Source organism: Atopobium minutum 10063974 (assembly GCF_000364325.1).
Classification (GTDB): Bacteria; Actinomycetota; Coriobacteriia; order Coriobacteriales; family Atopobiaceae; genus Atopobium; species Atopobium minutum.
In genome coordinates, this window is the sequence record NZ_KB822533.1 from 975654 (window position 1) to 998904 (window position 23251).

General features: G+C 47.5%; 22 protein-coding genes and 3 tRNA genes. 1 reads left to right on the top strand and 24 read right to left on the bottom strand.

All coding sequences use genetic code 11. The annotated features are described in order from the left end of the window. Window positions 1-34: 34 nt before the first annotated feature. The 13 genes from ispH to HMPREF1091_RS04540 all read right to left on the bottom strand — a co-directional run bounded on the left by ispH (window position 35) and on the right by HMPREF1091_RS04540 (window position 11411). Window positions 35-886 (bottom strand): 4-hydroxy-3-methylbut-2-enyl diphosphate reductase, encoded by an 852-nt coding sequence (gene ispH, locus HMPREF1091_RS04480; protein ID WP_002563645.1) that lies wholly within the window; start codon window positions 884-886, stop codon window positions 35-37. 10 nt (window positions 887-896) lie between these two features. Beyond that, window positions 897-2369 carry a (d)CMP kinase gene (gene cmk / locus HMPREF1091_RS04485; protein ID WP_002563646.1) on the bottom strand — a complete coding sequence of 491 codons (1473 nt, stop codon included), beginning with the start codon at window positions 2367-2369 and terminating at the stop codon, window positions 897-899. Next, window positions 2353-3270 (bottom strand): pseudouridine synthase, encoded by a 918-nt coding sequence (locus HMPREF1091_RS04490; RefSeq protein WP_002563647.1) that lies wholly within the window; start codon window positions 3268-3270, stop codon window positions 2353-2355. Before HMPREF1091_RS04490 ends, cmk begins: the two co-directional genes overlap by 17 nt. Then, the gene (gene scpB, locus HMPREF1091_RS04495; protein WP_002563648.1) at window positions 3254-3955 is read right to left on the bottom strand and encodes an SMC-Scp complex subunit ScpB; all 702 of its coding nucleotides are present in this window, start codon (window positions 3953-3955) and stop codon (window positions 3254-3256) included. The genes HMPREF1091_RS04490 and scpB overlap by 17 nt, the downstream gene beginning before the upstream one ends. Continuing rightward, window positions 3956-4768, bottom strand: a complete 813-nt coding sequence (locus HMPREF1091_RS04500) for a segregation and condensation protein A (RefSeq protein WP_002563649.1) — start codon at window positions 4766-4768, stop codon at window positions 3956-3958. Beyond that, window positions 4768-5508, bottom strand: coding sequence for a site-2 protease family protein (locus HMPREF1091_RS04505; RefSeq protein WP_002563650.1), 741 nt, complete (start codon window positions 5506-5508; stop codon window positions 4768-4770). Before HMPREF1091_RS04505 ends, HMPREF1091_RS04500 begins: the two co-directional genes overlap by 1 nt. A 20-nt stretch (window positions 5509-5528) precedes the next feature. After that, window positions 5529-5819, bottom strand: a complete 291-nt coding sequence (locus tag HMPREF1091_RS04510; protein WP_002563651.1) for a hypothetical protein — start codon at window positions 5817-5819, stop codon at window positions 5529-5531. After that, window positions 5812-7854, bottom strand: coding sequence for an ABC-F family ATP-binding cassette domain-containing protein (locus HMPREF1091_RS04515; protein ID WP_002563652.1), 2043 nt, complete (start codon window positions 7852-7854; stop codon window positions 5812-5814). Before HMPREF1091_RS04515 ends, HMPREF1091_RS04510 begins: the two co-directional genes overlap by 8 nt. Window positions 7855-8028: 174 nt before the next feature. Beyond that, window positions 8029-8104, bottom strand: a tRNA-Ile gene (locus HMPREF1091_RS04520). A 48-nt stretch (window positions 8105-8152) separates the two neighbouring features. Continuing rightward, window positions 8153-8228, bottom strand: a tRNA-Ala gene (locus HMPREF1091_RS04525). Window positions 8229-8326: 98 nt separating this feature from the next. Then, the gene (gene pckA / locus HMPREF1091_RS04530) at window positions 8327-9919 is read right to left on the bottom strand and encodes a phosphoenolpyruvate carboxykinase (ATP) (protein ID WP_002563653.1); all 1593 of its coding nucleotides are present in this window, start codon (window positions 9917-9919) and stop codon (window positions 8327-8329) included. A gap of 129 nt (window positions 9920-10048) precedes the next feature. Beyond that, complete coding sequence (locus tag HMPREF1091_RS04535) at window positions 10049-10630, bottom strand: putative membrane protein (RefSeq protein ID WP_021736293.1); 582 nt, start codon at window positions 10628-10630, stop codon at window positions 10049-10051. 43 nt (window positions 10631-10673) lie between these two features. After that, window positions 10674-11411, bottom strand: a complete 738-nt coding sequence (locus HMPREF1091_RS04540; protein WP_002563655.1) for an ATP-binding cassette domain-containing protein — start codon at window positions 11409-11411, stop codon at window positions 10674-10676. Between the two features lie 180 nt (window positions 11412-11591). Between HMPREF1091_RS04540 and HMPREF1091_RS04545 the strand changes: the two genes are divergently transcribed. Continuing rightward, window positions 11592-11666 (top strand) — tRNA-Val (locus HMPREF1091_RS04545). 88 nt (window positions 11667-11754) lie between these two features. On the opposite strand, the gene HMPREF1091_RS04550 is transcribed toward HMPREF1091_RS04545, so the two are convergent. The 11 genes from HMPREF1091_RS04550 to HMPREF1091_RS04600 all read right to left on the bottom strand — a co-directional run bounded on the left by HMPREF1091_RS04550 (window position 11755) and on the right by HMPREF1091_RS04600 (window position 23251). Next, entirely contained in the window at window positions 11755-13470 is a 1716-nt protein-coding gene (locus HMPREF1091_RS04550; protein ID WP_002563656.1) for a proline--tRNA ligase, read from the bottom strand. Between the two features lie 118 nt (window positions 13471-13588). After that, window positions 13589-14671, bottom strand: a complete 1083-nt coding sequence (ispG, locus tag HMPREF1091_RS04555; protein WP_002563657.1) for a flavodoxin-dependent (E)-4-hydroxy-3-methylbut-2-enyl-diphosphate synthase — start codon at window positions 14669-14671, stop codon at window positions 13589-13591. A gap of 16 nt (window positions 14672-14687) precedes the next feature. Then, window positions 14688-16058: a M50 family metallopeptidase gene (locus HMPREF1091_RS04560; protein ID WP_002563658.1), complete on the bottom strand. Its 1371-nt coding sequence runs from the start codon at window positions 16056-16058 to the stop codon at window positions 14688-14690. Beyond that, the gene (gene dxr, locus HMPREF1091_RS04565) at window positions 16058-17254 is read right to left on the bottom strand and encodes a 1-deoxy-D-xylulose-5-phosphate reductoisomerase (protein WP_002563659.1); all 1197 of its coding nucleotides are present in this window, start codon (window positions 17252-17254) and stop codon (window positions 16058-16060) included. Before dxr ends, HMPREF1091_RS04560 begins: the two co-directional genes overlap by 1 nt. After that, window positions 17251-18135: a phosphatidate cytidylyltransferase gene (locus HMPREF1091_RS04570; RefSeq protein WP_002563660.1), complete on the bottom strand. Its 885-nt coding sequence runs from the start codon at window positions 18133-18135 to the stop codon at window positions 17251-17253. Before HMPREF1091_RS04570 ends, dxr begins: the two co-directional genes overlap by 4 nt. Next, window positions 18136-18918, bottom strand: coding sequence for an isoprenyl transferase (locus tag HMPREF1091_RS04575; RefSeq protein WP_002563661.1), 783 nt, complete (start codon window positions 18916-18918; stop codon window positions 18136-18138). A gap of 1 nt (window position 18919) precedes the next feature. Continuing rightward, the gene (gene frr, locus HMPREF1091_RS04580; RefSeq protein WP_002563662.1) at window positions 18920-19465 is read right to left on the bottom strand and encodes a ribosome recycling factor; all 546 of its coding nucleotides are present in this window, start codon (window positions 19463-19465) and stop codon (window positions 18920-18922) included. Further along, entirely contained in the window at window positions 19465-20193 is a 729-nt protein-coding gene (gene pyrH, locus HMPREF1091_RS04585; protein ID WP_002563663.1) for a UMP kinase, read from the bottom strand. The genes frr and pyrH overlap by 1 nt, the downstream gene beginning before the upstream one ends. 185 nt (window positions 20194-20378) lie before the next feature. Beyond that, complete coding sequence (tsf, locus tag HMPREF1091_RS04590) at window positions 20379-21254, bottom strand: translation elongation factor Ts (RefSeq protein WP_002563664.1); 876 nt, start codon at window positions 21252-21254, stop codon at window positions 20379-20381. Between the two features lie 69 nt (window positions 21255-21323). Continuing rightward, window positions 21324-22067 carry a 30S ribosomal protein S2 gene (gene rpsB / locus HMPREF1091_RS04595; RefSeq protein WP_002563665.1) on the bottom strand — a complete coding sequence of 248 codons (744 nt, stop codon included), beginning with the start codon at window positions 22065-22067 and terminating at the stop codon, window positions 21324-21326. A 224-nt stretch (window positions 22068-22291) separates the two neighbouring features. Beyond that, the gene (locus HMPREF1091_RS04600; protein ID WP_002563666.1) at window positions 22292-23251 is read right to left on the bottom strand and encodes a tyrosine recombinase XerC; all 960 of its coding nucleotides are present in this window, start codon (window positions 23249-23251) and stop codon (window positions 22292-22294) included.

Genomic DNA, 23251 nt, shown 5'->3' on the forward strand with positions numbered 1-23251 from the left:
GTTGAATCAGCCATAGCCTTAAGTCTATCAGCTGTTAGAGCTGCTCACATAAACTAACAATGGCAGCGTATACCGTTTGAATTTGGTTTGCAGGAGTGGAAGCCCCAGCGGTAATGCCAATGTGCTGTGAGCTGGTAAACCATGCTGCCTCAAGCTCATCGGGTGTCTCGATATGGTGTGTGTTGGCACAGCGTTCAGAACAAATCTCTGCCAGACGAGTGGTGTTGGCTGAAATGCGTCCACCAATCACAATCATCGTATCTACACGAGAAGACAAATCGGCTGCCGCCGTTTGGCGCTCTGTTGTAGCAGCGCAGATGGTGTCAAACACGCGCAGTTCCTCTACCCTACCAAGAAGGTAGGCCACAATTGCCTGTAGATTGACCTTGGATTGTGTTGTTTGCACAACGATTCCAACCTTGCGCTTGAGCTTTACCTTCTCAAGCTGTTCTGGCGTAGTAACCACTAATGCGGAAGGTGCATTTCCACGGGTACCCTCTACCTCTGGATGGCCTGATTCACCCACCACAATGACTTGATAGCCCTGCTCTTCAAGAAACTTAGCTGCATGATGAACCTTTTTGACATAGGGACAGGTTGCATCTAAGGTGGTTTTCCCCAGTTCGCGTGCTCGTACCACAACCTCTGGTGCAACTCCGTGTGAGCGAATGACCACGGTATTGGCGGTGGCATCGTCCACACTGGAAGCCACGCGTACGCCGTCGTGCTCAAGTTCTTGTACAACCTGAGGATTATGAATGAGTGGGCCAAGGGTTTGAACGGAGCCCTTGGCCTGGCAATTAGCTTCTTTTACCAGGCGCAGCGCGCGTTCAACACCATAGCAAGCGCCCGCTTGTGCTGCAATTTCTATGCTTGGCATAGTCATAAGGCTTACGCTACTTCCTTCCGGGATGTTCAGCCATCAGCTGATCGCGCAGCTCATACATCTTTTGTGTAGCTAAGCGCTCCATCTCTACCACTTGCTCTTTTCGTCCCTTTGAGCTGAGGTCATCAAAGGATAAGGGCTCTCCTACCCGACAATACACCTTTTTGGGGCGCGGATAATGCTTTCCGGGAGGGGTAATATCCAAGGCACCCACAATAGCCATGGGCACAATGTCTGTCTTAGCCATTTTTGCCATGAGAGCAAAGCCACCATGGATCTGAGAAACCTGATCAGGCTTGCGCACGCGTGTTCCTTCGGGATAGATTAGGACGGATTCACCTTTTTGTAGTGCACGCTGAGCACGACGCAGTGCCTTAACGTCTGCAGTACCACGAGCAACCGGGATAGCACCTAAGCGTGGCAAGGCCCAATGCAAAAGACCAAAGCGGTTAAAGTCGTCTTTGTAGATAGGACGTAAGCTTCTTCCCGACAAGATCATGGCACACGCAGGGATAAAAGGATCGAGATAGGACACGTGGTTCATAATAATGACCACACCGCGATCAGCCGAGGCAGCCAACAGCGTCTGGAGATTCTCGATAGTCCAGCGATACTTAAGTTTGGTGTAAGCATTGCACAACACCACTGCTACTTTAAGTAAGATGCGGGCATGCAAGGGGAACTCCCGCACTTTCATCTCATAGTAGGATTCCCATTTGTCTTTAGCGGCCACAGGCTGCTGTTCTGCAACAGATGTTGTATTCTTTGCAGCTCCAGCCTGCAGCTCAGAGGCTTTTTTTGCTAAGGCCTTGTCCATAAGTGCTTCAATTTGAGCACAAACCTCATCAACCGACAAGTTTGATGAGTCAATATGAACAGCATCTTGTGCGGGCACTAAGGGAGAAGTTTTGCGTGTGGAATCCATTTGGTCACGACGCAGCAGATCCTCATAAATCTTTTGCTCTTCCGTATGATTGGTAGCAACATCATGTTTGGCAGCATTACCGCCCTCACGCTCTACCGCACGACGATGAGCGCGGGCAGAAGCATCCGCCGTCAAGAACACCTTGACCTCTGCATGAGGAAAGACAACGGTTCCTATGTCACGACCCTCGGCTACCACATCTATCTTCTCGCCAGCTTTACGCTGTAGGTTAACCATGGCCTCGCGAACCTGAGGAATGGCCGCAACCAAAGAGACGTTTTGATCTACCTGGGCGCTTCTGATCTGCGAAGTGACCTCTGCGTTGTTTACAAACACGCGCTGCGCTGTATCGCCCTGCTCAAATCGAATATCAATAGCTTGAGCAACGCCAATAACTGCCTGGCTATCGGTTAGGTCAATCCCCTGCTCAAGACAGGTAAAGGTAACACTGCGATACATAGCACCGGTGTCCAAATAAGAAAGATTGCGCTGCTTTGCAATTTGCTTGGCAACGGTTGACTTGCCCGAACCCGCGGGACCATCAATTGCTACTTTCACGTACGCCTCCCTTAGTAGGAATAAACTCTTGTTGTATACCCATTTTTGTAAGACATGCCAGCTGCTGTTCTGTGAGCAAACGCCAAGCGCCGCTTTTAAGGTTTCCCAAGGTTAAAGGTCCAAAACTTTGTCTATGTAAGCGAAGTACCGGGTGCCCTATGGCTTCAAACATGCGCTTAACCTGGTGTTTCTTTCCTTCATGTATGGCTATTTGCACCACGGTTGTTGAGGTTTGTTCCACAGCAGCACGCTTTTTTGCCTGCTGCAGAGAAGATCGTTTGTTCTGAGAGCAGCCTACTACAGGCAGTGCCTGTTTTGAGCCTGGATCCAGAAGCGCACACGCTGCGGGCGCACACAAACCATCGTCAAGCATAATGCCTTGACGCAGAGGGCCTAACTCCTCATCCAATACGATGCCTTGCACCAAGGCAATATAGGTTTTAGTAACGTGTTTGGATGGATGCAACATGTTTTGTGCTGCTTGACCATCAGTGGTAAATAACAGCAATCCGGTTGTATCCTTGTCCAGCCTACCCACAGGAAAAAGACCAGGATATTGCTGGGTAGGAACCAAAGATGCAACACAGGGTCTGCCTTGGGGGTCTTTCATGGTAGTAAGAAAGCCAGCAGGTTTATTAAGCATCAAGAAGATTGCAGTATTGGTAAGTGAGTACGGTATATCATCAACGGTAACCACATCCACCAGAGGATCTACTTTGGAGCCCAACTCTGTTACCACCACACCATTAACGCGCACGCGACCAGCAGTCATCAGGTTTTCTGAGCCGCGACGACTGGCAGCACCGGCGCGCGCTAAAAAGCGCTGCAAGCGCATAGGAACCATGCGTTGTACTTGTGTTTCTGAAAGCTCGAAGGGTTTCTCGTTAGTGTGTTGAGTCATGGTCTAAGCTTGCCTCAACATCCGTAGTATCTGTCTGGAGCAAATCACGCTCTTCATCAAGATCCTCATCAATATCTTCCAAGGTAGAATCTATGGAGCGGCCGCTTAAGCGCTCACGAATAAACTGCTTAGACTCCTCATCGGGAGCAAACTGTTCTAAATCGGGAAGTGCCTTAAGCGACGTAAGACCAAAGCGCTCGAGAAAGACCTGCGTGGTGCCGTACAAAATGGCCTGACCGTGGTTAGCATCGCGACCAAGCTCACGTACCAGCCCCTTATCTACCAGAGAAGACACCACGCCGTCGGAGTTTACTCCACGAATAGCACGCACGCCTTCGCGCGTAACTGGCTGATGGTAGGCAATAACCGCAAGGGTTTCCAAGGCGGCCTGAGAAAGCTTTTTGGTGTCCCAGGACAGTACAAATTCCTCTACCTGCTCATGATAGGCAGGGTGGGTATACAAGCGCCAACCACCAGCAACTTCACGCAACTGAAAGCCACGATTGGCATCGCTATACTCTGCAGACAGCTCCGCAAGTGCTGCAGCAACTTCTCCGGGTGTGGTGCCTAAAATTTTGGAAAGGGATACCGCAGACACAGGTTCGCTTGCAACCAATAACATTGCTTCAAGTGTGGGCTTAAGCGAGCCAAAATCCATGGCTTGCAAGTCTTGCAAATCTGACATTTATCCATCCTTTTCCACACTGGAAAGCTCATCGCCCGCCTCATAAGCAGGTGCGCCTTCCACGCGCGTAATAGCAATTTCACCAAAAAGTTCTGACTGAGCAACGTTAATGGATCCACGTTTAAACAGTTCAAGCACTGCCAAAAAAGTAACAACAACCTGCTCTGGGGTTGTTTGTCCATCCAGAAGCTCGGAAAAGCTCAGCATCTGTCGGGCGCGGGTTAGCCGATCTACCGAAGCGACGGTAAGAGCTACGGGTAGACGCTTGGGCGCAATATGCTCTGCCTCAAGCAAGAAGCTTTCTTTTCTACTATCGAGGTCCGCACAAATAACAGCAAGCCCGCGCAGCGTAATACCGGCAAGGTAATCCGGCATAAGGTTGAGGAATTGCGGATCTGCACCAGCAGTACGCGGATGCATACGTGCTTCATTTTCCATGCGCATACCCAGCGCCAAGCCGGCGTTTCTAAATTGCTTGTAGGCAATAAGTCGAGCGATAAGTACTTCTCGTGCCTCATCTGGACTCAAATCAGATAAGTCATCGTCATCATACTCATCCGCATCGTGCTTCTTGAGGACCACATCTTTTGGAATGAGCGAGGCAGCCTTCATATCAAGCAAGGTAGAAGCAACCAATACAAAGTCACTTGCAACATCCAAATCCATATCGCGCATGCAATCAATTTCGGACAGATATTGATCTGCCACTTCACTAATAGAAATGGCTCCAATATCTACTTTTTGCCTACTTACCAGCTGTAGCAGTAAATCAAACGGTCCAGAATATGCTTGGGTAGCAACACGATACGACACTACCTACCTCCCATAAGAAGAGGCTGGATGAGGTCTTGTATCACAGAGGCCAGCCGTAAGAGCTGATCGATAACTACGCCTCCAACACCTTGAATGTAGCTACCGATAAGGTCTATGTGCAGCACCGAAGGCATGAGATAGATAACGATCAAAAGAATGGGTAGTGCGCTGCTTTGAACGGTGTAATAGATAGCTTGAGCTTTTTTATTGAGCAAAGGAAAAATGATGGCAGAACCATCCAGCGGTGGAAGGGGGATGAGATTAAACAGCATAAGAGAGATGTTAATCACCAAATAGCTACCCATAAAGTAGATAAAGGCTTGTCCAGCTGTTGTGTCTTGCCAACCAAAAGCAGTGCCAAAGGCAACACAGATTCCCAGCAAGATGGCTGCAACAAGCGCCTGTAGCAAATTGCTTGCTGGACCAGCCAGAGCAACCAAAACTTCATCACGCTTACGATGTTTTAGGTTAAAAGGATTGTAAGGAACAGGTTTGGCAAACGCTACTGCCCCACCACCCATAACCATACACAGCAAAGGTAAGATAACAGAGCCAAAGGGATCCAAATGCGCTAAAGGATTAAGCGTAATGCGTCCTGCGTCCTTTGCGGTCGTATCTCCACAGTTTAAAGCAACCACCGCATGAGAAAGCTCATGCAGCACCAGTGCAATGATAAGAGCAGCAACCTGAAGAAGTAGGTACAAAGGTTGCGCGAACATACTCATAAGTCCAGAAAACAAGGTATAAACTCCTCTATTTCTTATTTATACAATGCATAGAGGCGTGCAAAGAGCCAGTCTAATACAAATAGTAGACTTGCTATCAGAGCAAAATCTCCTCTAAATGCGCCACCAAGCGGGGTGGGAACAACGGCAATCCCGCGTATACCATCAGGAAGAAGCATGGTAATAGCAGTTTGGATTTGCACCAAAAAAGGACGCAAAAAGCCTGTTGAGAAGCACAAAAGAACCACACAAGCAAAACATACATATGCAAGTACACGTGACAGCAGGCTTAGCGCATGGAAGATGCGAGCAGGAGTGCTATTCAAGGTTTACCTCCTCAAGTTTTGCCTGTAATTCCAACCACTCTTCCTCAAGTACAGGAATTTTCTTGGATAGAGCCGTGTATTCACTCATTGCTTCATCAAACTTAGCAGCATCTGCATAGAGTTCTTCCGAGGCCATGAGCTCCATGAGTTGTTTATACCGCATTTGTGCCGGTTCCAACGCCGCTTCAATTTCTCGAAGACGCTTCTTGGTACCCGAAAGCTTTTTATGAGCTGCATTACGCGCCTGCGCTTCTGCACGACGTTGCTCTTTTGTTTTGACGTTTCTTCCCTGTGAAGTGGTAGGTGAGGTTGCCGTGTGCATGGATGGAGCTTGTGCATTTTTAGGAGCAGACGGTGTGCTATACCCTACCGTCCTTGTCTGAGTGCCTGCTGCACGAGCTTCTTGCTCTGCACGTTGAGCTTCAAGCTCTGCCCGTTTAAAGAGATAATAGTCATAATCTCCATCATAGACAGTTACGTTGCCATCTCTCACATCAATTACCTTGTTGGCAACAGCTCGTACCAGGTGTTCATCATGGCTGATCAAAACGATAGTGCCAGCAAAGCTTTTCAAAGCCTCCTCAAGCACCTGCACCGAATCGATGTCCAAATGATTGGTTGGCTCGTCTAAGCACAGTAAAGGATCGGGCGCTACCAACATCTTTGCCAGAGCCAAACGAGCACGCTCCCCACCGGAAAGCACGCTTACGCGCTTGTCCACATCGTCGCCATGGAACAAGAATGCCCCCAGCAAACGACGCTCTTCTGAAGTAGTCCAGCCAGCAGCTACACTGTCCATCTCGCCCAAAACGGTATGAGACTCTGTTAGCGTTTCCAATTGATGCTGTGCATAGTATGCGCTCGTAACGTTTTGACCGAGCTCGATACTGCCAGCTGTTGGCTTGGTATGTGCAGTAATGAGTTTCATAAGTGTAGATTTACCAGCACCATTGGGACCAACCAGCACTACATGGTCTGAGCGGTACAAAGAGAAATCAACGTCTTTGTATACCAGATTAGTGCCATATGACTTAGTAAGATTTTTAACAGCAATAACACAGTCGCCTGTGCGCGGTGGCTCAGGAAAGCTAAAGTGCACGTGTTTAGATTGTTCAGGCAATACCACAAGCTCTTCTTTGATTTTTTCCAGCCTTTTAATGCGCTCCTGAACCTGCTTTGCCTTGGTTGGTTTATAGCGGAACTTCTCGATAAAAGTTTCCATATGGGCAATGTCGCGCTCTTGAGCCGCGCGCTTAGCCCGCAGCTGTTCAAGATTGTCCGAACGCTGATGCAGATAGGAAGAATAGTTACCGGTATACGTGACCAAACTGCGATTCTCTAAAGCGGCAACATGGGTTACACAAGCATCCATAAACGCACGATCGTGGCTTACGAGAAGGACGGCGCCATCATAGTTTGAAATAAATGATTCAAGCCAACGTACGCTCTCCAAATCCAAGTGATTGGTGGGCTCGTCTAACAATAAGAGGTCTGGGTGGCGAAGTAAAAGCTTAGACAGGGCAATACGCATTTGCCAGCCACCAGAAAAATCCTTTGCGGGCTTATCGAGATCATCTACCGGAAAGCCCAGGCCGCACAAAATTTGCCGTGCACGACTTTCTAGCTCATATCCCCCAGCATGCTCAAAGCGATCCTGCGCTCGACCATACTCTTCAAGCATGCCTGCCAGCAGCTTTTCATCCGTGGTTGTCGATATGTCTTGTTCCAGCGTTGCAATACGCTTTGCAAGGGCTTTAATCTCCGTCGCTGAATCCATAACTTCACCCAGCGCGCTTTTCTTACCAGCAAGCTTGTTTTCTTGCTCCAGATAGCCAATGGACGTACCACGAGCAAAGCTCACAGAACCCTCGTCATAGCTTTCTTGTCCCATAAGAATTTTAAGCAAGGTGGTTTTGCCAGCACCGTTGGGTCCAACCAATGCCCAACGTTCTTGAGCGTTCAATTGTAGGGTGGCAGCCGTATAGAGTGTGCGCCCACCAAAGGACTTACTTATTTTATCTGCAAGAACAATCACAGAGTTTCTCCCATATAGATAAATCTTTGCACTATAAAGTATACGGAACCACTAGAACTATGCAGCTCACAGAGCTCTCTTTTATAATCATATAGATTATGACCTGCGGTTTTATAGCTTTCTTGTAATAAAAACTACAAAAGGCGACCTTAAAGCCGCCTTAATACAAGCAAATGGTGGGCCCAGCAGGATTCGAACCTGCAACCCAGGGATTATGAGTCCCCTGCGCTAACCGTTGCGCCATGAGCCCTAATAAAAAATAAAAAGCGACGGCAAATGCCGCCGCCCTTATATACCATGGTGGAGAATAGGGGGATCGAACCCCTGACCTCATGACTGCCAGTCATGCGCTCTCCCAGCTGAGCTAATTCCCCGCGCTTTACGCTTGAATAACTATAGCAGAGCACGTGACTTGGTCAAGTAACAGAACTAAAAAAATTGGTAAGTTCATATCTGTAAGGAGCTCATGAGCTTAATCAAGCTTTGGACCTGCAGCAATGAGTTCTTCAGACATCCCGGGATATTTATTGCGAGCATTATCAATAAACCTGCCGGCAAGGGCTTTAGCCACCTTATCGTACTCTTCCTTATTGCTCCAGCACTCACGAGGATTGAGCAGGCGACTATCTACGCCTTCAACCTGCTGTGGAACATCTAGGTTAAAGATAGGATCATGCACAAAGCTGGCAGCCTCCACAGAGCCAGTCAATGCTGCGGTAACGATGTGTCTGGTAGCAGTAAGCTCTATTCTGTGACCCACGCCATACGACCCTGCTGTCCAACCTGTATTGATGAGGTATACCCTGGTACCCGAGCGCTCAATTTTCTCTCCAAACATATCTGCATACAGAAGTGGAGATAAAGGCATGAAGGGCTCTCCAAAAAGTGTGGAGAACGTTGGCTGAGGCTCAGAAACTCCACGCTCTGTACCAGCAACTTTACTGGTAAAACCGGAGAGGAAATGGTACATGGCACTGTGCTTGCTTAAACGAGAGATGGGTGGCAAAACACCAAAGGCATCAGCTGTGAGGAAAATAATAACCTTAGGATAGCGACCTTGGCCCAGCACTTGGGCATTCTCAATGTAATCCAAGGGGTATGCAAGACGTGTATTCTCGGTAAGGCAACTATCAAAATAGTCAGGTATACGCGTAGCCTGGTTAACTACTACGTTTTCACACACGGCACCAAAACGTACGGCCTTAAAAATCTCAGGTTCAGTTGCAGGGGAAATTCTAATGGCTTTGGCATAACAGCCACCCTCAAAGTTAAAGATAGAATCAGCGGCCCAGCCATGTTCATCATCACCAATGAGCATACGTTGAGGGTCTGCAGAAAGCGTGGTCTTGCCAGTTCCCGAAAGGCCAAAAAAGAGCGCGGTCTCGCCCGTATGTGGATCCATGTTTGCACTAGCATGCATGGGAAGGATCTCTTCTTCAAGTGGCATGAGGTAATTCATGACAGAGAAGATTGATTTTTTGATTTCTCCGGAATAAGAAGTACCTACCACAATGATGCACTTGTCTTCAAAGTTTATAAGTATGGCTGCTTCTGAATGCGTATGATGAAGCTCTGGGTTAAGTTTAAGCCCAGGAGCCACCAATACCGAGAAGTCTTGGGGCACAAAGGTCTCTAGTTGCTTTTCTGAAGGACGTACCAATAGCTGATGAGCAAAGAGTGCCTGACTTGCGCGCTCGCAGACAACCAGAAACTTCCTGCACCAACGCTTGTCAGCTCCGGCTATAGCGTGAACTACATAGAGGTCTCGAGCTGAAAGATAGTTGACGCAGTCATTCTTGATACGCTTATAGTGCTCTTGTGCAAAGGGAATATTAACAGCTCCCCAGGCAATGTTGTCGTGTACGTCAGGCGTATCAACAATAAAACGATCCTTTGGCGAGCGTCCGGTATATGAGCCTGTTTCAACTGCAAGCGCACCGGTATCTGTGAGAATTCCCTCATTTTTGCGTAGTGCTTCTTCAACCAATACTGCAGGAGAAGCATCAACCAACACAGCCCCATGACATTTTGCAATGCCAGCAATATTGAGTTCTATATCAACCATAACTCCCCCTTTGCTCCTGTTTAATCTGTATGAGAGCGGTGCTCTATGGTGAAATGCACTATACCTTATACGGTTGTCGAGTCATCGTAGCTTCTGTTAGTCATTATCTATAAGTCCAATATTTGACTGTTATTTCTTAGATATGGCATATATGTATATAACAAGCGCTATAAATGTGCAGAGCATTATTACAATACAAAAAAGTAGCAAATTGTTTAAGGGGCTACAAAAAGCAATGATAGGAATATGCATAATCACAATATAGATAAGAAAGTTTGGTCTACTTTTTGTATCGGGTCTGAGAAATACACTAATTGTATGTATTGCACTAACACAGAAAAGTATGTCCAGAATGTAAGCTCCGATTAAGCCACCTGCGCCTTGCAACAAAATTGCAAAAGATGGTGAGAAGTATGAGGCTACAATTCCAAACAATATAACATCAGCAATGCTGATACAAAGAGGAATGATGGCCTTAGCGCTTGCATACTCAAATGGTTTGATACCGCAATAAAATGCAGTAGCTCTCGTTCCGTCATCAATGTCACACAAGAGCGCCCGTCCGAGAAACTCTACGCAGCTAGAAGCCCCGAGCAATACGATAAGCACTAGCTGCAAATTGGCGCGCCCAAATAACAATACTCCAGAAGTGTTTACATGAGAAATCGCATAAGCAGCAAAACAGAGACCAAGGACAAGAATTCCGTTCATAAGTAGCATTTTTCCTTGGTACTTTAGAGCTTTGCAATCATGTCTAATGATGGTTAGAAGCATAGGAACGTCTCTGTCTACTCGTAATCAATAAGTACTCATTTTGGAAATCTTTGCTGCTAGGGTACTTGCTGGGTTCTATTTGAGCCACCCTTTTGCCATCCTGCATCACAATGCAATAGTCAGCAACACTATAGGCAAAATCCAAGTCATGGGATACTACCAAAGCAGATCTATGGCTGTGCTTGCAATCTTTTAGCATGTCCTCCAGCAGAAACCTTGTTTCTTGATCTACTGTATTCGTAGGTTCATCCAACAGTACCAGTGAGGGGTTCACACAAAAGCCAGTTGCAAGGCTTGCCCTTTGACGAAGTCCACTCGAAAGACACTTTATCGGCATATCTTTGTGACGCTGTAATGAGAATTGATCCAGCTCTTTGGTGGGATCTATTGATTCATTTCCTAGTAGAGCAAGTCTGAACTCCAGGTTATCTGCCACGGTCATGTCTTCATTAAGTGCAAAGTGCGAGTCTAGGTAAAAGATATCGCGGTAGCTCTGAATGACTTCTTGGTTAATGAGGACCTTTCCGGTGTTGGGTCGCAGGATTCCATATATGAGATTCAGAAGGGTTGTTTTGCCAGCACCATTATGACCAAGGACACATACGATTTCTTCTTCGTAAAGGTCAAGGTCAAATGAATCCAGTGCCGGGGTTTTCTGGTTCTTGTACCTAAAAGACAAACTCTGGGCTAGGATGACCTTGCATCTGAGTTTAGACACTATCGAACACCCCCAACTCACTTAGGGCAGATGCTTCAGCTTCTTTTTGTTTACTATTGTAACTAGCTACTGAATCGATCATAGCATTGTAAGGACTCATTTATTGCAATACTGGCTTTGTGATAAGACCTAAAAATCTATAACGCACTTTGCATATATTCTGCTATAGTAAGAACGCACGGGCGATTGGCTCAGGGGTAGAGCACTTCCTTCACACGGAAGGGGTCATGCGTTCAAATCGCATATCGCCCACCAACGCATGTAAAAGGTCGGAAGAGATTCTCTTCCGACCTTTCTTTGATTGTCAGTGTAAGTTCTGCACTAACGTATCTTATGTAGACGCTTATCGGCGCTGCTCTTCAATGAGTTTGGCAAGTATGCCAGCAATCTCAGAAATAGCAACTTCACTACGCTCGCCTGTTGCACGGTTCTTAAGCTCAACATTGCCGCTCACAACAGCCTTCTTACCACAGATTATCTGATACGGCATACCAATCAAATCAGCATCCGCAAACTTAACGCCTGGACGCTCTTTACGATCATCAAGCAACACGTCCACGCCGAGTTTGGATAGCTCAGAGGCAATCTCGGTAGCTACAGGCCATACGACCTCATCTTGTATATCAAGTGGTATAACCTCAACCTCATACGGAGCAACACTAACAGGCCAGAAAATACCATGAGCGTCGTGGTATTGCTCAATAACAGCAGCCAAGGCACGAGAAACACCAATGCCGTAAGAGCCCATCATAAGAGGCTTCTCACGACCATTTACATCCATAAAGGTGGCGCCCATGGATTCAGAGTATTTGGTGCCCAGCTGGAACACCTGGGCAACCTCAATGCCACGCGCACTCTTAAGCGGAGCACCACAATGAGGACAGAGGTCATCGGCCTTTGCAGAGATCAAATCTACCCAGTTAGTGATAGTAAAGTCGCGACCTTGCTGAGCATGCAAGAAATGATAATCAGGCTCATTAGCGCCAACGGTCCAATACTCAATATCTTTAAGAGTGCTGTCCGCATAGACGGTAACAGTTTCAGGAAGGTTTACCGGTCCCATAAAGCCACGAACCAAGCCAGCCTGAGCCAGCTCTTCTTCCGTCATAAAGTGATACTCACCAAAGTACTTCTCGGCCTTACAATCGTTCAGCTCATGATCACCAGGAATCAAGCACACCACATTATTGTTTTGCTGGTCTACCAAAGCAAGAGCTTTAACCGTTGCCGATGTGGGAACACCCAGCTGCTCCGCCAAATCCTCGATCGTATAGATCTGAGGGGTATGCACGCGCTCAAGCACTCCTGCACCAGAAGACTGCAGACAAACCTTTGCAGTAGCCGCCTCCACGTCTGCTGCCCAGCCGCAGTCGTTGCAATATACAAGCTCTGCCTCACCTGCCTCTGCCAATGCCATGAACTCAACAGACGTATCTCCACCAATTTGACCAGAGTCTGCAACTACCTGTAAGGCGCGCAAGCCTATGCGCTCACAAATCTTTGCATATGCTTCTTTTTCCTGGTCATAGCACTCTTGCAGTGACTCTTGATCTGCCGAGAAGGAATAAGCATCCTTCATAATGAATTCTCTTCCGCGCATCAGACCAAAGCGTGGGCGACGTTCATCACGGAACTTATCCTGAATTTGATACAGCGTTACGGGAAGTTGTTTGTATGAGCGCAGCTCATTGCGGACTAGATCCGTAAAAGACTCCTCGTGTGTAGGGCCAAGCGCGTAGATGTGTTCATGGCGATCATGCATACGCATCATCTCTGGACCATAGACATCCCAACGACCAGACTGTTTCCAGAGGTCTCCATCGGTCAAAATAGGAACGAGCATTTCTTGTGCGTCAATCTCGTCCATTTCTTCTCGAATGATAGTTTCAATCTTAAGAAGAGAGCGCCATGCAAGCGGCAAATAGCTATAAAGACCGGCAGCTCCTTTGCGAATCAGACCGGCACGAAGCATGAGTCTATGGCTGGCAAGCTCGGCATCTGTAGGATCTTCTTTAAGTGTAGGCGCATAGAGCTTACTCATCTTATGAAATGACTTCACGAGAAATCCTCTCTGTTTGGGGTCATCCCCACACTAACGTACTTTGAAATAGATGGATACTAGCTGCATCACTACTATCTATTGTGTTTGCTCTTAGATAATAAACGCTGTATCGGCATTAGCAAAAACGCTTCTGAATCTCCTCAAACAGTGCATCTATAATCTGCTCTTCTGGTACGCGTCTCAGGGTTTTTCCTCCGGCAAAGATTAAGCCTTGTCCACAGCTACAAGCAACGCCAATGTCTGCATCGCGCGCCTCACCAGGGCCGTTAACCTCACAACCCATAACGGCAACAGAAATAGGTGCAGAAATGGTTTGTAGACGACGTTCTACCTCTTCTGCAATAGGAATGAGATTAATCTTGGTACGGCCGCAGGTAGGACAACTTACCAACTCTGGATTACGGCGGCGTATACCCAGTGCTGCCAAAATTTCCCAAGCAACTTTAACCTCTTCTACCGGATCTGCGGTCAGCGATACACGCATGGTATCGCCAATCCCCTGTTCCAGCAAACAGCCCAGACCAATGGCACTTTTGATAGTGCCTTGGAAAGCAGTACCCGCCTCTGTTACCCCAAGATGTAGTGGAATATGAGGCAAGGCGCGTGAGAGTTCTCGGTACGTTTCCAAGGTAGTAGTAACATCATGCGCTTTTGCAGAAAGAACGATATCGGTAAAGCCATGCTCCTCAAAATAGCTCACAAATGACTCAGATGAGGCAACCAGTTTTTGAGGCTGAGTCATGTCCTGACGCACATCAAATTCTTTGGCCAATGAACCGGCATTTACTCCAATACGAATGGGAATATGAGCTTGTGCAGCGGCTTCTATAACGGCATCAACCTTAGCAAACGAACCAATATTGCCAGGGTTGATACGCAACGCACAAGCTCCGCGACGAGCGGCCTCAATGGCCAGCCTGTGATCAAAATGAATATCTGCTACTACAGGCAGCTCGGACCGAGCACAGATCTCTTCAAAGCCACCAATCGCATTTTTATTGGGCAAGGCAACACGAATAATTTCACAGCCCGCTGCAGCTAAACAAGTAATCTGAGCTAAGGTAGCTTGAGGATTTGCGGTATTGGTATTGGTCATTGATTGAACACAGATGGGCGCTCCCCCACCTACTGCTACGCTACCAACCTGTACGCGCTGTGTCTGCGCGCGGTCGTGGCGCTTAGCATGAGTAATTACCATGACAAACTACACAACCTTAGATAAATCGAAGAATGTCGTTCTTAAGCGACAGCAAGAATAGACAAGCAAACAGAGCAATTCCTACAAAAGAGATATAGCTTTGCGTACGCTCGCTGAGGGGTTTACGGATAATGACCTGTATAAACTCGATCAAAATCTTACCGCCATCCAAAGGAGGGATAGGCAGCAGATTCATAAAGGCCAGTGAAAGAGAAATTTGTGCAGCAAATAATAAAAGCGTACCCAGACCAGAAGAGGCAGCTTGAGAAGCCATAACAGAAATCCCCACAATGGAAGATGACTGAGAAACCACATTCATGGTTTGCGTGGGAACTATCAGTTTGGCCGCAAATTGAGCAATCTGTACTGAAAACTTCCAGGTAATGTTAAGAGCTTCTCCAACAGAGAGGTGTGCCCATTTTGTAGGTGCGTATATTCCCAAGGCCGTATCGTTTTGAGCTGGAGTAATCTGCAACGATTGAGCAGATCCATCACGCTGATAAGACAGCTCAAAGGCCTCATGCTTATCAAACTTATCTTTAAGCAAGCCAGCAAGGTCCGTAAAGCTATCTACCTTGTGGTCATCTACAGCAAGCAGGCGGTCTCCGGACTGTAAGCCAGCTTGTTGAGCAAGAGAATGCTCAACAACAGCACCAATCATAGGATCATTTGTTGGCACCTCTTGACCTACCACGCTCAAAGAAAGCACCATGAACAGGACACCGGTAATAAAGCTTGCAACTGGACCTGCAAAGATCATAAAGAAACGAGCCCAGAATTTTTTGCCCACATAGATTTTTGAGCGCTCTTGATCCAAAAAGTCCTGAGCAGTCATGGTTAAGGGCTGTGCCGTACCAGCCTGCATAAGCTCGGTATTTTCGTCAAAGGAATCATCAAACTTGGTGTTAAATGCACTATCACGTAAGGTAGTTTTATATGAGTTTGGTAAGCTGCGCCCTTTGGGTTTATCGCCCTCATGCGACTCATAATCAGGCTCAATGGTAGCCCAATCCACCAAGGTTTCAAAGATGTCATAGGCATCTTCTACGGAACAATCCAGCTGCTGTGCGGCTTGTTCTACCTCGATGCTGCCCTGCGTTTGCACCAATTCAAGACCGCGGGCATATTCAAGCTGGTTAAGCGGCGACATACCACAAATCCTGGTATAACCACCCAACAGGATGGGAGTGATTCCAAACTCGGTACCATGCTTTTTGCTGCGCCACGACCATTTATGACGGGAGGGCATGCCGATAAAAAATTCGGTAACGCGCGCTTTACAAAGACGGGCTGCAAAATAGTGCCCTGCTTCATGAGCGGTTACTAAAATGGAGAGTACTAAGACTCCCCAAAAGATTGCTGAGATCGTAGAAACAAACTGGGGCATCAGATTACCTCACGAATATACTGTTCTGCTACTGTACGCGCATGCGTATCTACCTCTGTGAGCTGCTCTAAAGAAACTAAATCTTGCACGGGTATATGATCCATGACCTTCTCAACAAGCTGCGCAATTTGCAAAAACGAGAGCTTGTGCTGCCTAAATGCAAGGTTTGCCACCTCGTTTGCAGCGTTAAGAATGCAAGGCAGGGTTTTACCTGTGCGACCTGCTTGACGAGCAAGCTCCAAACACCTAAAGGTTTGATCATCTGCAGGTCCAAAATCCAAGCTGGTTTGCTCAAAGAAATTGACAGGCGTTGCAGGGGCTTCCCAGCGCTCGGGATAGCTAAAGGCAAGCTGGATTGGACCACGCATATCAGAAGGACCAAGCTGTGCTATGACTGAACCATCGATGGTTTCTATCATAGAATGAATACGACTCTGACGCTGCACTAACACCTGAATATCATCGATTGCTACACCAAACAGATGGTGGGCCTCAAGAATTTCCAAACCCTTATTCATAAGCGTGGCAGAGTCTATGGTAATCTTTGGTCCCATCTTCCAATTGGGGTGTTTAAGCGCCTGATCTGCAGTGACGTTACGCAGCTCAGCTACGCTCTTGCCGTAAAAGGGTCCGCCGGAACAGGTAAGCCAAATACGGCTCACCTGCTGTGGCTGTGTTCCCAACAGACATTGGAAAATGGCTGAATGCTCAGAATCAACCGGAATGAGTTTGCCTGGTTTGACCAGGGGCATCAAAAGCTCACCCGCGCAAACCAGAGCTTCTTTATTGGCAAGCGCCACTGTCTTGTTATTGATAAGGGCAGTATAGGTTGGCAGAATGCCTGCTGCTCCTACAACACTTACTAAAACAAGGTCAACCTCATCAAGAGTTGTAAGATCAGCGACTGCTTGGTTACCAAACCCAAGCTGCACATCTGAACCCAGCTGATTGACAGCTGCTGCCGTGCGCTGGTTTTCATCTGCAAGGGCAAGATGCTTTACACCAAATTCCTGGGCAAGCTCTATGAGCTCATCGGCAGAACGGGCTGCCGATAAGGCCACAACCTGCAGCCTGTGTGCATGTTTGCGACATACCTCTAATGCTTGGGTACCAATAGATCCGGTAGCACCAAGAATTGCAATGCGAAGTACTTCTGGGCGTTTGACCTCAGGCCAGGGAGCTTCGAAGATACTCAAATGATTCCACCTAACATCAAAATAAAGGTTGCAGCGATAAGACCAAAAAGCAGCGAATCAGAACGATCAAGCATGCCGCCGTGTCCTGGTAAGACATTGCCTGAGTCTTTGACCCCAACCCCACGCTTAATGCGCGACTCAAATAGATCACCAAAGACACCCATAAGCCCTGTGGCTAATCCAGTGCACAATGCAATGGGTAGATCCATGGGAAGTAAGGTTTTAGACAAAAATACCCATATAAAAAGAGAACCAAACATACCTCCAACAAAGCCCTCCCAAGACTTTGCAGGAGAGATACGTGGTGCCATTTTATGCTTACCAATGCGTGTGCCTACAGCGTAAGCAAAAGTGTCATTAAGCCAAATAGAAGACATGGCCAAGAAGGTAAGCACACCACCCATGATGCTGGGGTTTATCGCACGCAAAATAATAACTGAGATAAAGAGCATGCCGGTATATACGGGTCCAAAAATGGTAAGCGCAACATCAGAAATGTTTGATCTTGGTGTATTAACAAACCAAATACCCGTTGCGGTGGCAAGCAGATAAAACACAATTGCTACCCAATAGAGTGAAAAATGAGCAGCTAAAGGAAAACCTACCGCTGCAACAATCCCAATAAATTCATTGGGATTACGACCAGCCATGCGCATCATTTTAAAGAACTCAAAGCAACACAGACCTGCATACAAACAAATAAGCGCGGTAGTCGTCCACCGGCCAATCAATAAAGCGACAAGGGTAAGAACCGCGTAGCCCGCGCCATAAAGCACGCGGATTGCTCGCTGTTGCATCTTTGATTGTGTAGAGACCTGATCAGCTTCTGCAGGGCGAGTGCTATTTGTGGATGCTACATCAGAATCATGAGAGGTTGTCATTTAGGACTTCACTCCCCCAAAGCGTCGGTCACGCGATTGGAAGCTTGCAAGGGCACGTAAGAGCTCCCATCGATCAAAGTCGGGCCAGAACATATCGGTAACGTAAAACTCAGTATAGGCAAGCTGCCATAAGAGAAAATTAGAGAGACGCAGCTCACCGGATGTACGAATGAGCAGTTCTGGATCGGGTAACCCAGCCGTATAGAGATGTTGCGATACAGACATTTCGTCGATCTTCTCGGGAGTTATGTTTCCATCAACAACCTCTTGAGCAATGAGACGAACTGCACGGGCAAGCTCTGCACGAGAGCCATAGTTAACCGCCAGTGCTAAAACCATACCCGTATTGTTCTGAGTGCGCTCAAGCCCCAGTTCAAAGGTCTCACGCGTCTTTTTGGGAAGCGCCGTAAGGTCTCCAAGAAACACGAGCTTGACGTTCTCTTCCTCAAATAGATGGAGCTCCTTGATAAGTGTTTGAGCAAAGAGCTGCATGAGAAGATCTACCTCATGCTGAGGACGCCGCCAATTCTCGGTAGAAAACGCATAGGCAGACAAAACATCAATGCCAAGGCGCACGCAGGAGGTGATGATTTCTTTAAGAGAAATGACTCCCGCCTTATGACCTTGGCTTCTATCCAAACCTTGCGCACGAGCCCAGCGCCCATTTCCATCCATGATGATAGAAATATGACGAGGCAAGCTATCAAGCTTAATGTCTGCAAGTGAAATATCAGAAGGTGCGTTGGCGTAGTAGTCTTGAAGCTTTAAAAAGTCAGGTACCACGCTAGATCTCCATGACCTCGGACTCTTTTGTCTTGAGCATCTCATCAATCTTAGCTACGTAGGTATCGGTAAGCTTTTGGATTTGGTTTTGCTCACGCTTGACCTCATCCTCAGAATACTCGTCATCGCGCTCGATCTTGTTGTTATAGTCGCGGCGAACATTGCGGATGGCAATACGAGCCTCTTCTGCTAGTGCACGGCACTCCTTAGCAAGCTCACGACGACGCTCCTCTGTGGGAGAAGGGAAAGGAAGCCTGATGCAAACGCCATCATTGCCAGGAGTAATCCCAAGATCAGAGCTCTCGATTGCTTTTTCTATTGCATTGAGGGAAGACTTATCCCATGGCTCCACTACCAACATGCTTGCCTCAGGAACTTTGACAGCAGCAAGCTGAGTGATGGGAGTGGAAACACCGTAGTAATCCACCATAATGGGGTCAAGAATATGAGGATTGGCGCGACCAGTACGTACCTTGGAGAAATTTGACGCAAGAGCGCTTATACACTTCTCCATATTAGATTTAGCCTTATCGGTATACTCGCTCATTATTCGCTCTCCTCTTCTACAACAGTGGTACCAACGTTTTTACCCTTTAGGGCATCGTCAAATACACCAACCTGATCAATATTAAATACAAGCATTGGCATGTTATTGTCGCTACACAGTGCCGTTGCCGTTGCGTCCATTACCTTAAGATTGCGCGTTAATACCGTATGATAAGACACCTCATTAAAGCGCTTAGCATCGGGATTACCAACAGGGTCCTTATCATAGATGCCGTCTACCTTTGTTGCTTTCATAAGAATCTCTGCATCGATCTCACAAGCACGGAGTGCAGCTGCGGTATCCGTTGTAAAGTAGGGGTTACCGGTACCAGCCGCAAAAATAACCACACGACCCTTCTCAAGATGGCGAATGGCACGGCGGCGGATATAGCCTTCTGCTACCTCATGCATCTCGATAGCAGTCATAACACGGCACATCATGCCATTGCGTTCAAAGCAATCCTGCAAGGCAAGGCTATTCATAACCGTGGCAAGCATACCCATGCTGTCTGCCTGTGCGCGGTCCATACCAGATGCAGCACCCGCAAGACCGCGGAAGATGTTGCCGCCACCTACAACAATAGCAACTTGAATTCCATGATCGTATGCCGGCTTAATCTCCTGAGCCAAACGGTCTAATACGTCTGCCTGGATCCCATACTCACCAGATCCCATGAGTGCCTCACCGGACAGCTTGAGCAATACGCGCTTGTACTTGTAATCGGACAAAGCCTACGACCTCCTTGATTTGTGGTAGTCGGCCGAAGTGCTGCACCCAAAGGCGTTTACCACGACCTTATCAATTCTACCAAAGCAAGCTCCATAAGGAACAACACGCTTGATAAGCGAACACTTTACATAGAAAAAGAGCCGACATCAAAGACGTCGGCTCTTGATTGGGTTAATGAGAAAACTTAGTCCTCATCACCAAAGGCAAAGCGCTCAAAGCCAGCAACCTTAATCTCATCGCCACAGGACTTAGAAACCTGCTCAGCAAGTTGAGAAACCGTTACAGAGCCATCCTTGATGAAGTCCTGCTCGGTAAGGACATTCTCCTTATAGAACTTCTCCAGTTTGCCCTGTGCCATACGCTCCTGAATTGCCTCAGGCTTGCCAGACTCTGCAGCCTGTGCCATATAGATTGCCTTCTCACGTGCAACAACGTCTGCATCTACATCCTCGCGGCGTGCTGCAGCGGGGTTAGCAGCAGCAACCTGCATAGCCACATCGTGAGCAAAGGTCTTGAACTCATCGTTTTGAGCGGTTGCGTCATTGTTGAAGGTAAAGGTTACAATGTCACCCAACTTGCCACCCAGGTGAATGTAGCTTGCAAGCGCACCAGACTCAACGCTTACGCGCTTAAAGCGATTTACCTTCATGTTCTCACCGATGACGTGGATCATCTCGGTAAGCTCTGCCTCAACGGTAGAACCGCCAAGCTCAAGGCTCTTCAGCGCATCAACATCGGCAGGATCATTCTTTGCAACAACCTCAGCAAGCTTGGCAGCAAAGCCGGTGAACTTAGGATTGGTTCCTACAAAGTCAGTCTCACAGGTGAGTTCAAGCAATGCGCCCGACTTACCATCCTCAGAAATGTAAGCAGCAACGGTGCCCTCATTTGTATCGCGACCAGCACGCTTAACGGCCTTGGCAATACCCATCTTACGAAGAACGTCTACTGCTTTTTCCAGATCGCCATCAGCCTCTACGAGAGCCTTCTTGCACTCCATCATAGGAGAGTCGGTCATCTCACGAAGCTGCTTTACGAGAGCTGCGGTAATAGTAGCCATGTAAATCCCCTCCCTTGGGGGTTAAGAATGATTAAAACAAAACTGCTAAAAGAAGCTCAGAGAAATTAACTACTCAGCAGCAGGTGCTTCTGTAGCCTCTGCAGCCATCTCGGCCTCAGAAATCTGCTCCTTGCCAGAACCAGCAAGAACGGCATCTGCCATAAGCTCGCACATCAGAGATACAGAGCGGATAGCATCATCATTAGCAGGAATGCCGTAATCAATCACATCAGGATCAGAGTTGGTATCCAAAAGACCAACAACAGGGATGTGAAGACGGTTTGCCTCACGAACAGCCAGCTCTTCACGCTTGGTGTCCACTACAAAAATAGCCTGAGGTACAGCCTTCATATCACGAACGCCGCCCAAGTTACGCTGGAGCTTATCGAGCTCTTTGCCGAGAACAGCCTGCTCCTTCTTAGGAAGGGTGGCCATACGACCATCCTCTACCATAGCCTCAAGTTCTTCCATACGATCAATACGAGAACGCATGGTAACAAAGTTGGTAAGCATACCACCGAGCCAGCGCTGGTTAATGTAGGGCATATTGCAGCGTGCAGCCTGAGTAGCAATGGGCTCCTGAGCCTGCTTCTTGGTGCCTACAAACAAAACAGTGCCACCCTTAGCAGTGATGTTCTTGAGGAAGGTATATGCCTTATCAGCGCCCACAAGAGTCTGCTTAAGGTCAAGAATGTAGATGTCATTGCGCTCACCAAAGATGAATGGCTTCATCTTAGGATTCCAACGACGAGTCTGATGACCATAGTGGCAACCAGCCTCAAGCAGCGTCTTAATGCTAATCTTTGCAGCCATAGTAAAACCTCCAGTTTGGTTTGCCTCCGTGCGGTATCAGCCCTATTGAACCACCCAAAACCTGGCTTAGTCTTAGGCACCATGGCAAATAGGTAGCCACACGTGTGTAATAGATAGTTGTGCCTTTTACACAACTCGATGAAGTATATCAGCTCTTTAGCTATTTAGAAAGCACGAGTTTTACGTACATAAACCCATCGTATCATGTGTATAGAGCCACCGGACTAAGCGCGCGGATGTGCTTGTTTTGTCGCTTCTTTTAAGCGCGATACCGATAAGTGCGTGTAAATCTGTGTCGTAGATAAACTCTTATGGCCGAGAAGCTCCTGAACACTGCGCAAATCCGCTCCTCCATCCAACATAACCGTTGCAAAGGTATGCCTCATAGCATGTGGTGTAAGCGTTGGATCTAATCCTGCCTGAACAATGTGTCTCTCAAAGACCTTTCTTAATGCTGCCGCAGACATTGCTCTGCCTCGTGTTGAGATAAAGAGTTTTTCATGAACGGCACCAGAATCGTTTGAATGTGCTCCACGGGCTTTGGCTATAAGCTGTGGACGTGACTGTTCCAAATAGCATTGCGTAGCATTAAGGGCATGACTATACAAAGGAACAATTCGCTGCTTGGATCCCTTTCCAAATAGTGTGAGTTGTCTTTGTGTAAAATCAACATCCTTAATGCAAAGATTTGCCAGCTCAGAAATACGTGCGCCACTTGCATAAAGCAGTTCAAGAAAGGCTGTATCTCTTATGGATTGTGCATCGCTGCCTTCGCAGGTTTTAAAAAGTTGGATCACCTCAGTGTGTGACATAACATGCGGTAATGTCTTAGGAATCTTAGGACTTACCATAGCTGCTATGGCATTCTCTTGTATGAGCCCCTCACGCATAAGCCACTTATACATGGAGCGAAGGGCCGAAAGATGCCGGTTAATAGTTCTCTCAGAATAGCCAGCGCGAGTAAGCTCAAGAAGATATCCACGCAGTTCTCTGTGACTTACTTTGAGAGGATCTACTGCCTCACGCTTTAACCACTCTGCAAACGCATGTAGATCTGTGGCATAAGCTCGCAAGGTATTGCTCGATAGATTTCTTATATCGTCATCAAAGGTAATAAACTGCTCGATATAGGTTTTAAACCGTTCTTGAGAAGCACTGCGTGTACAAACATCCGTATCAGACAT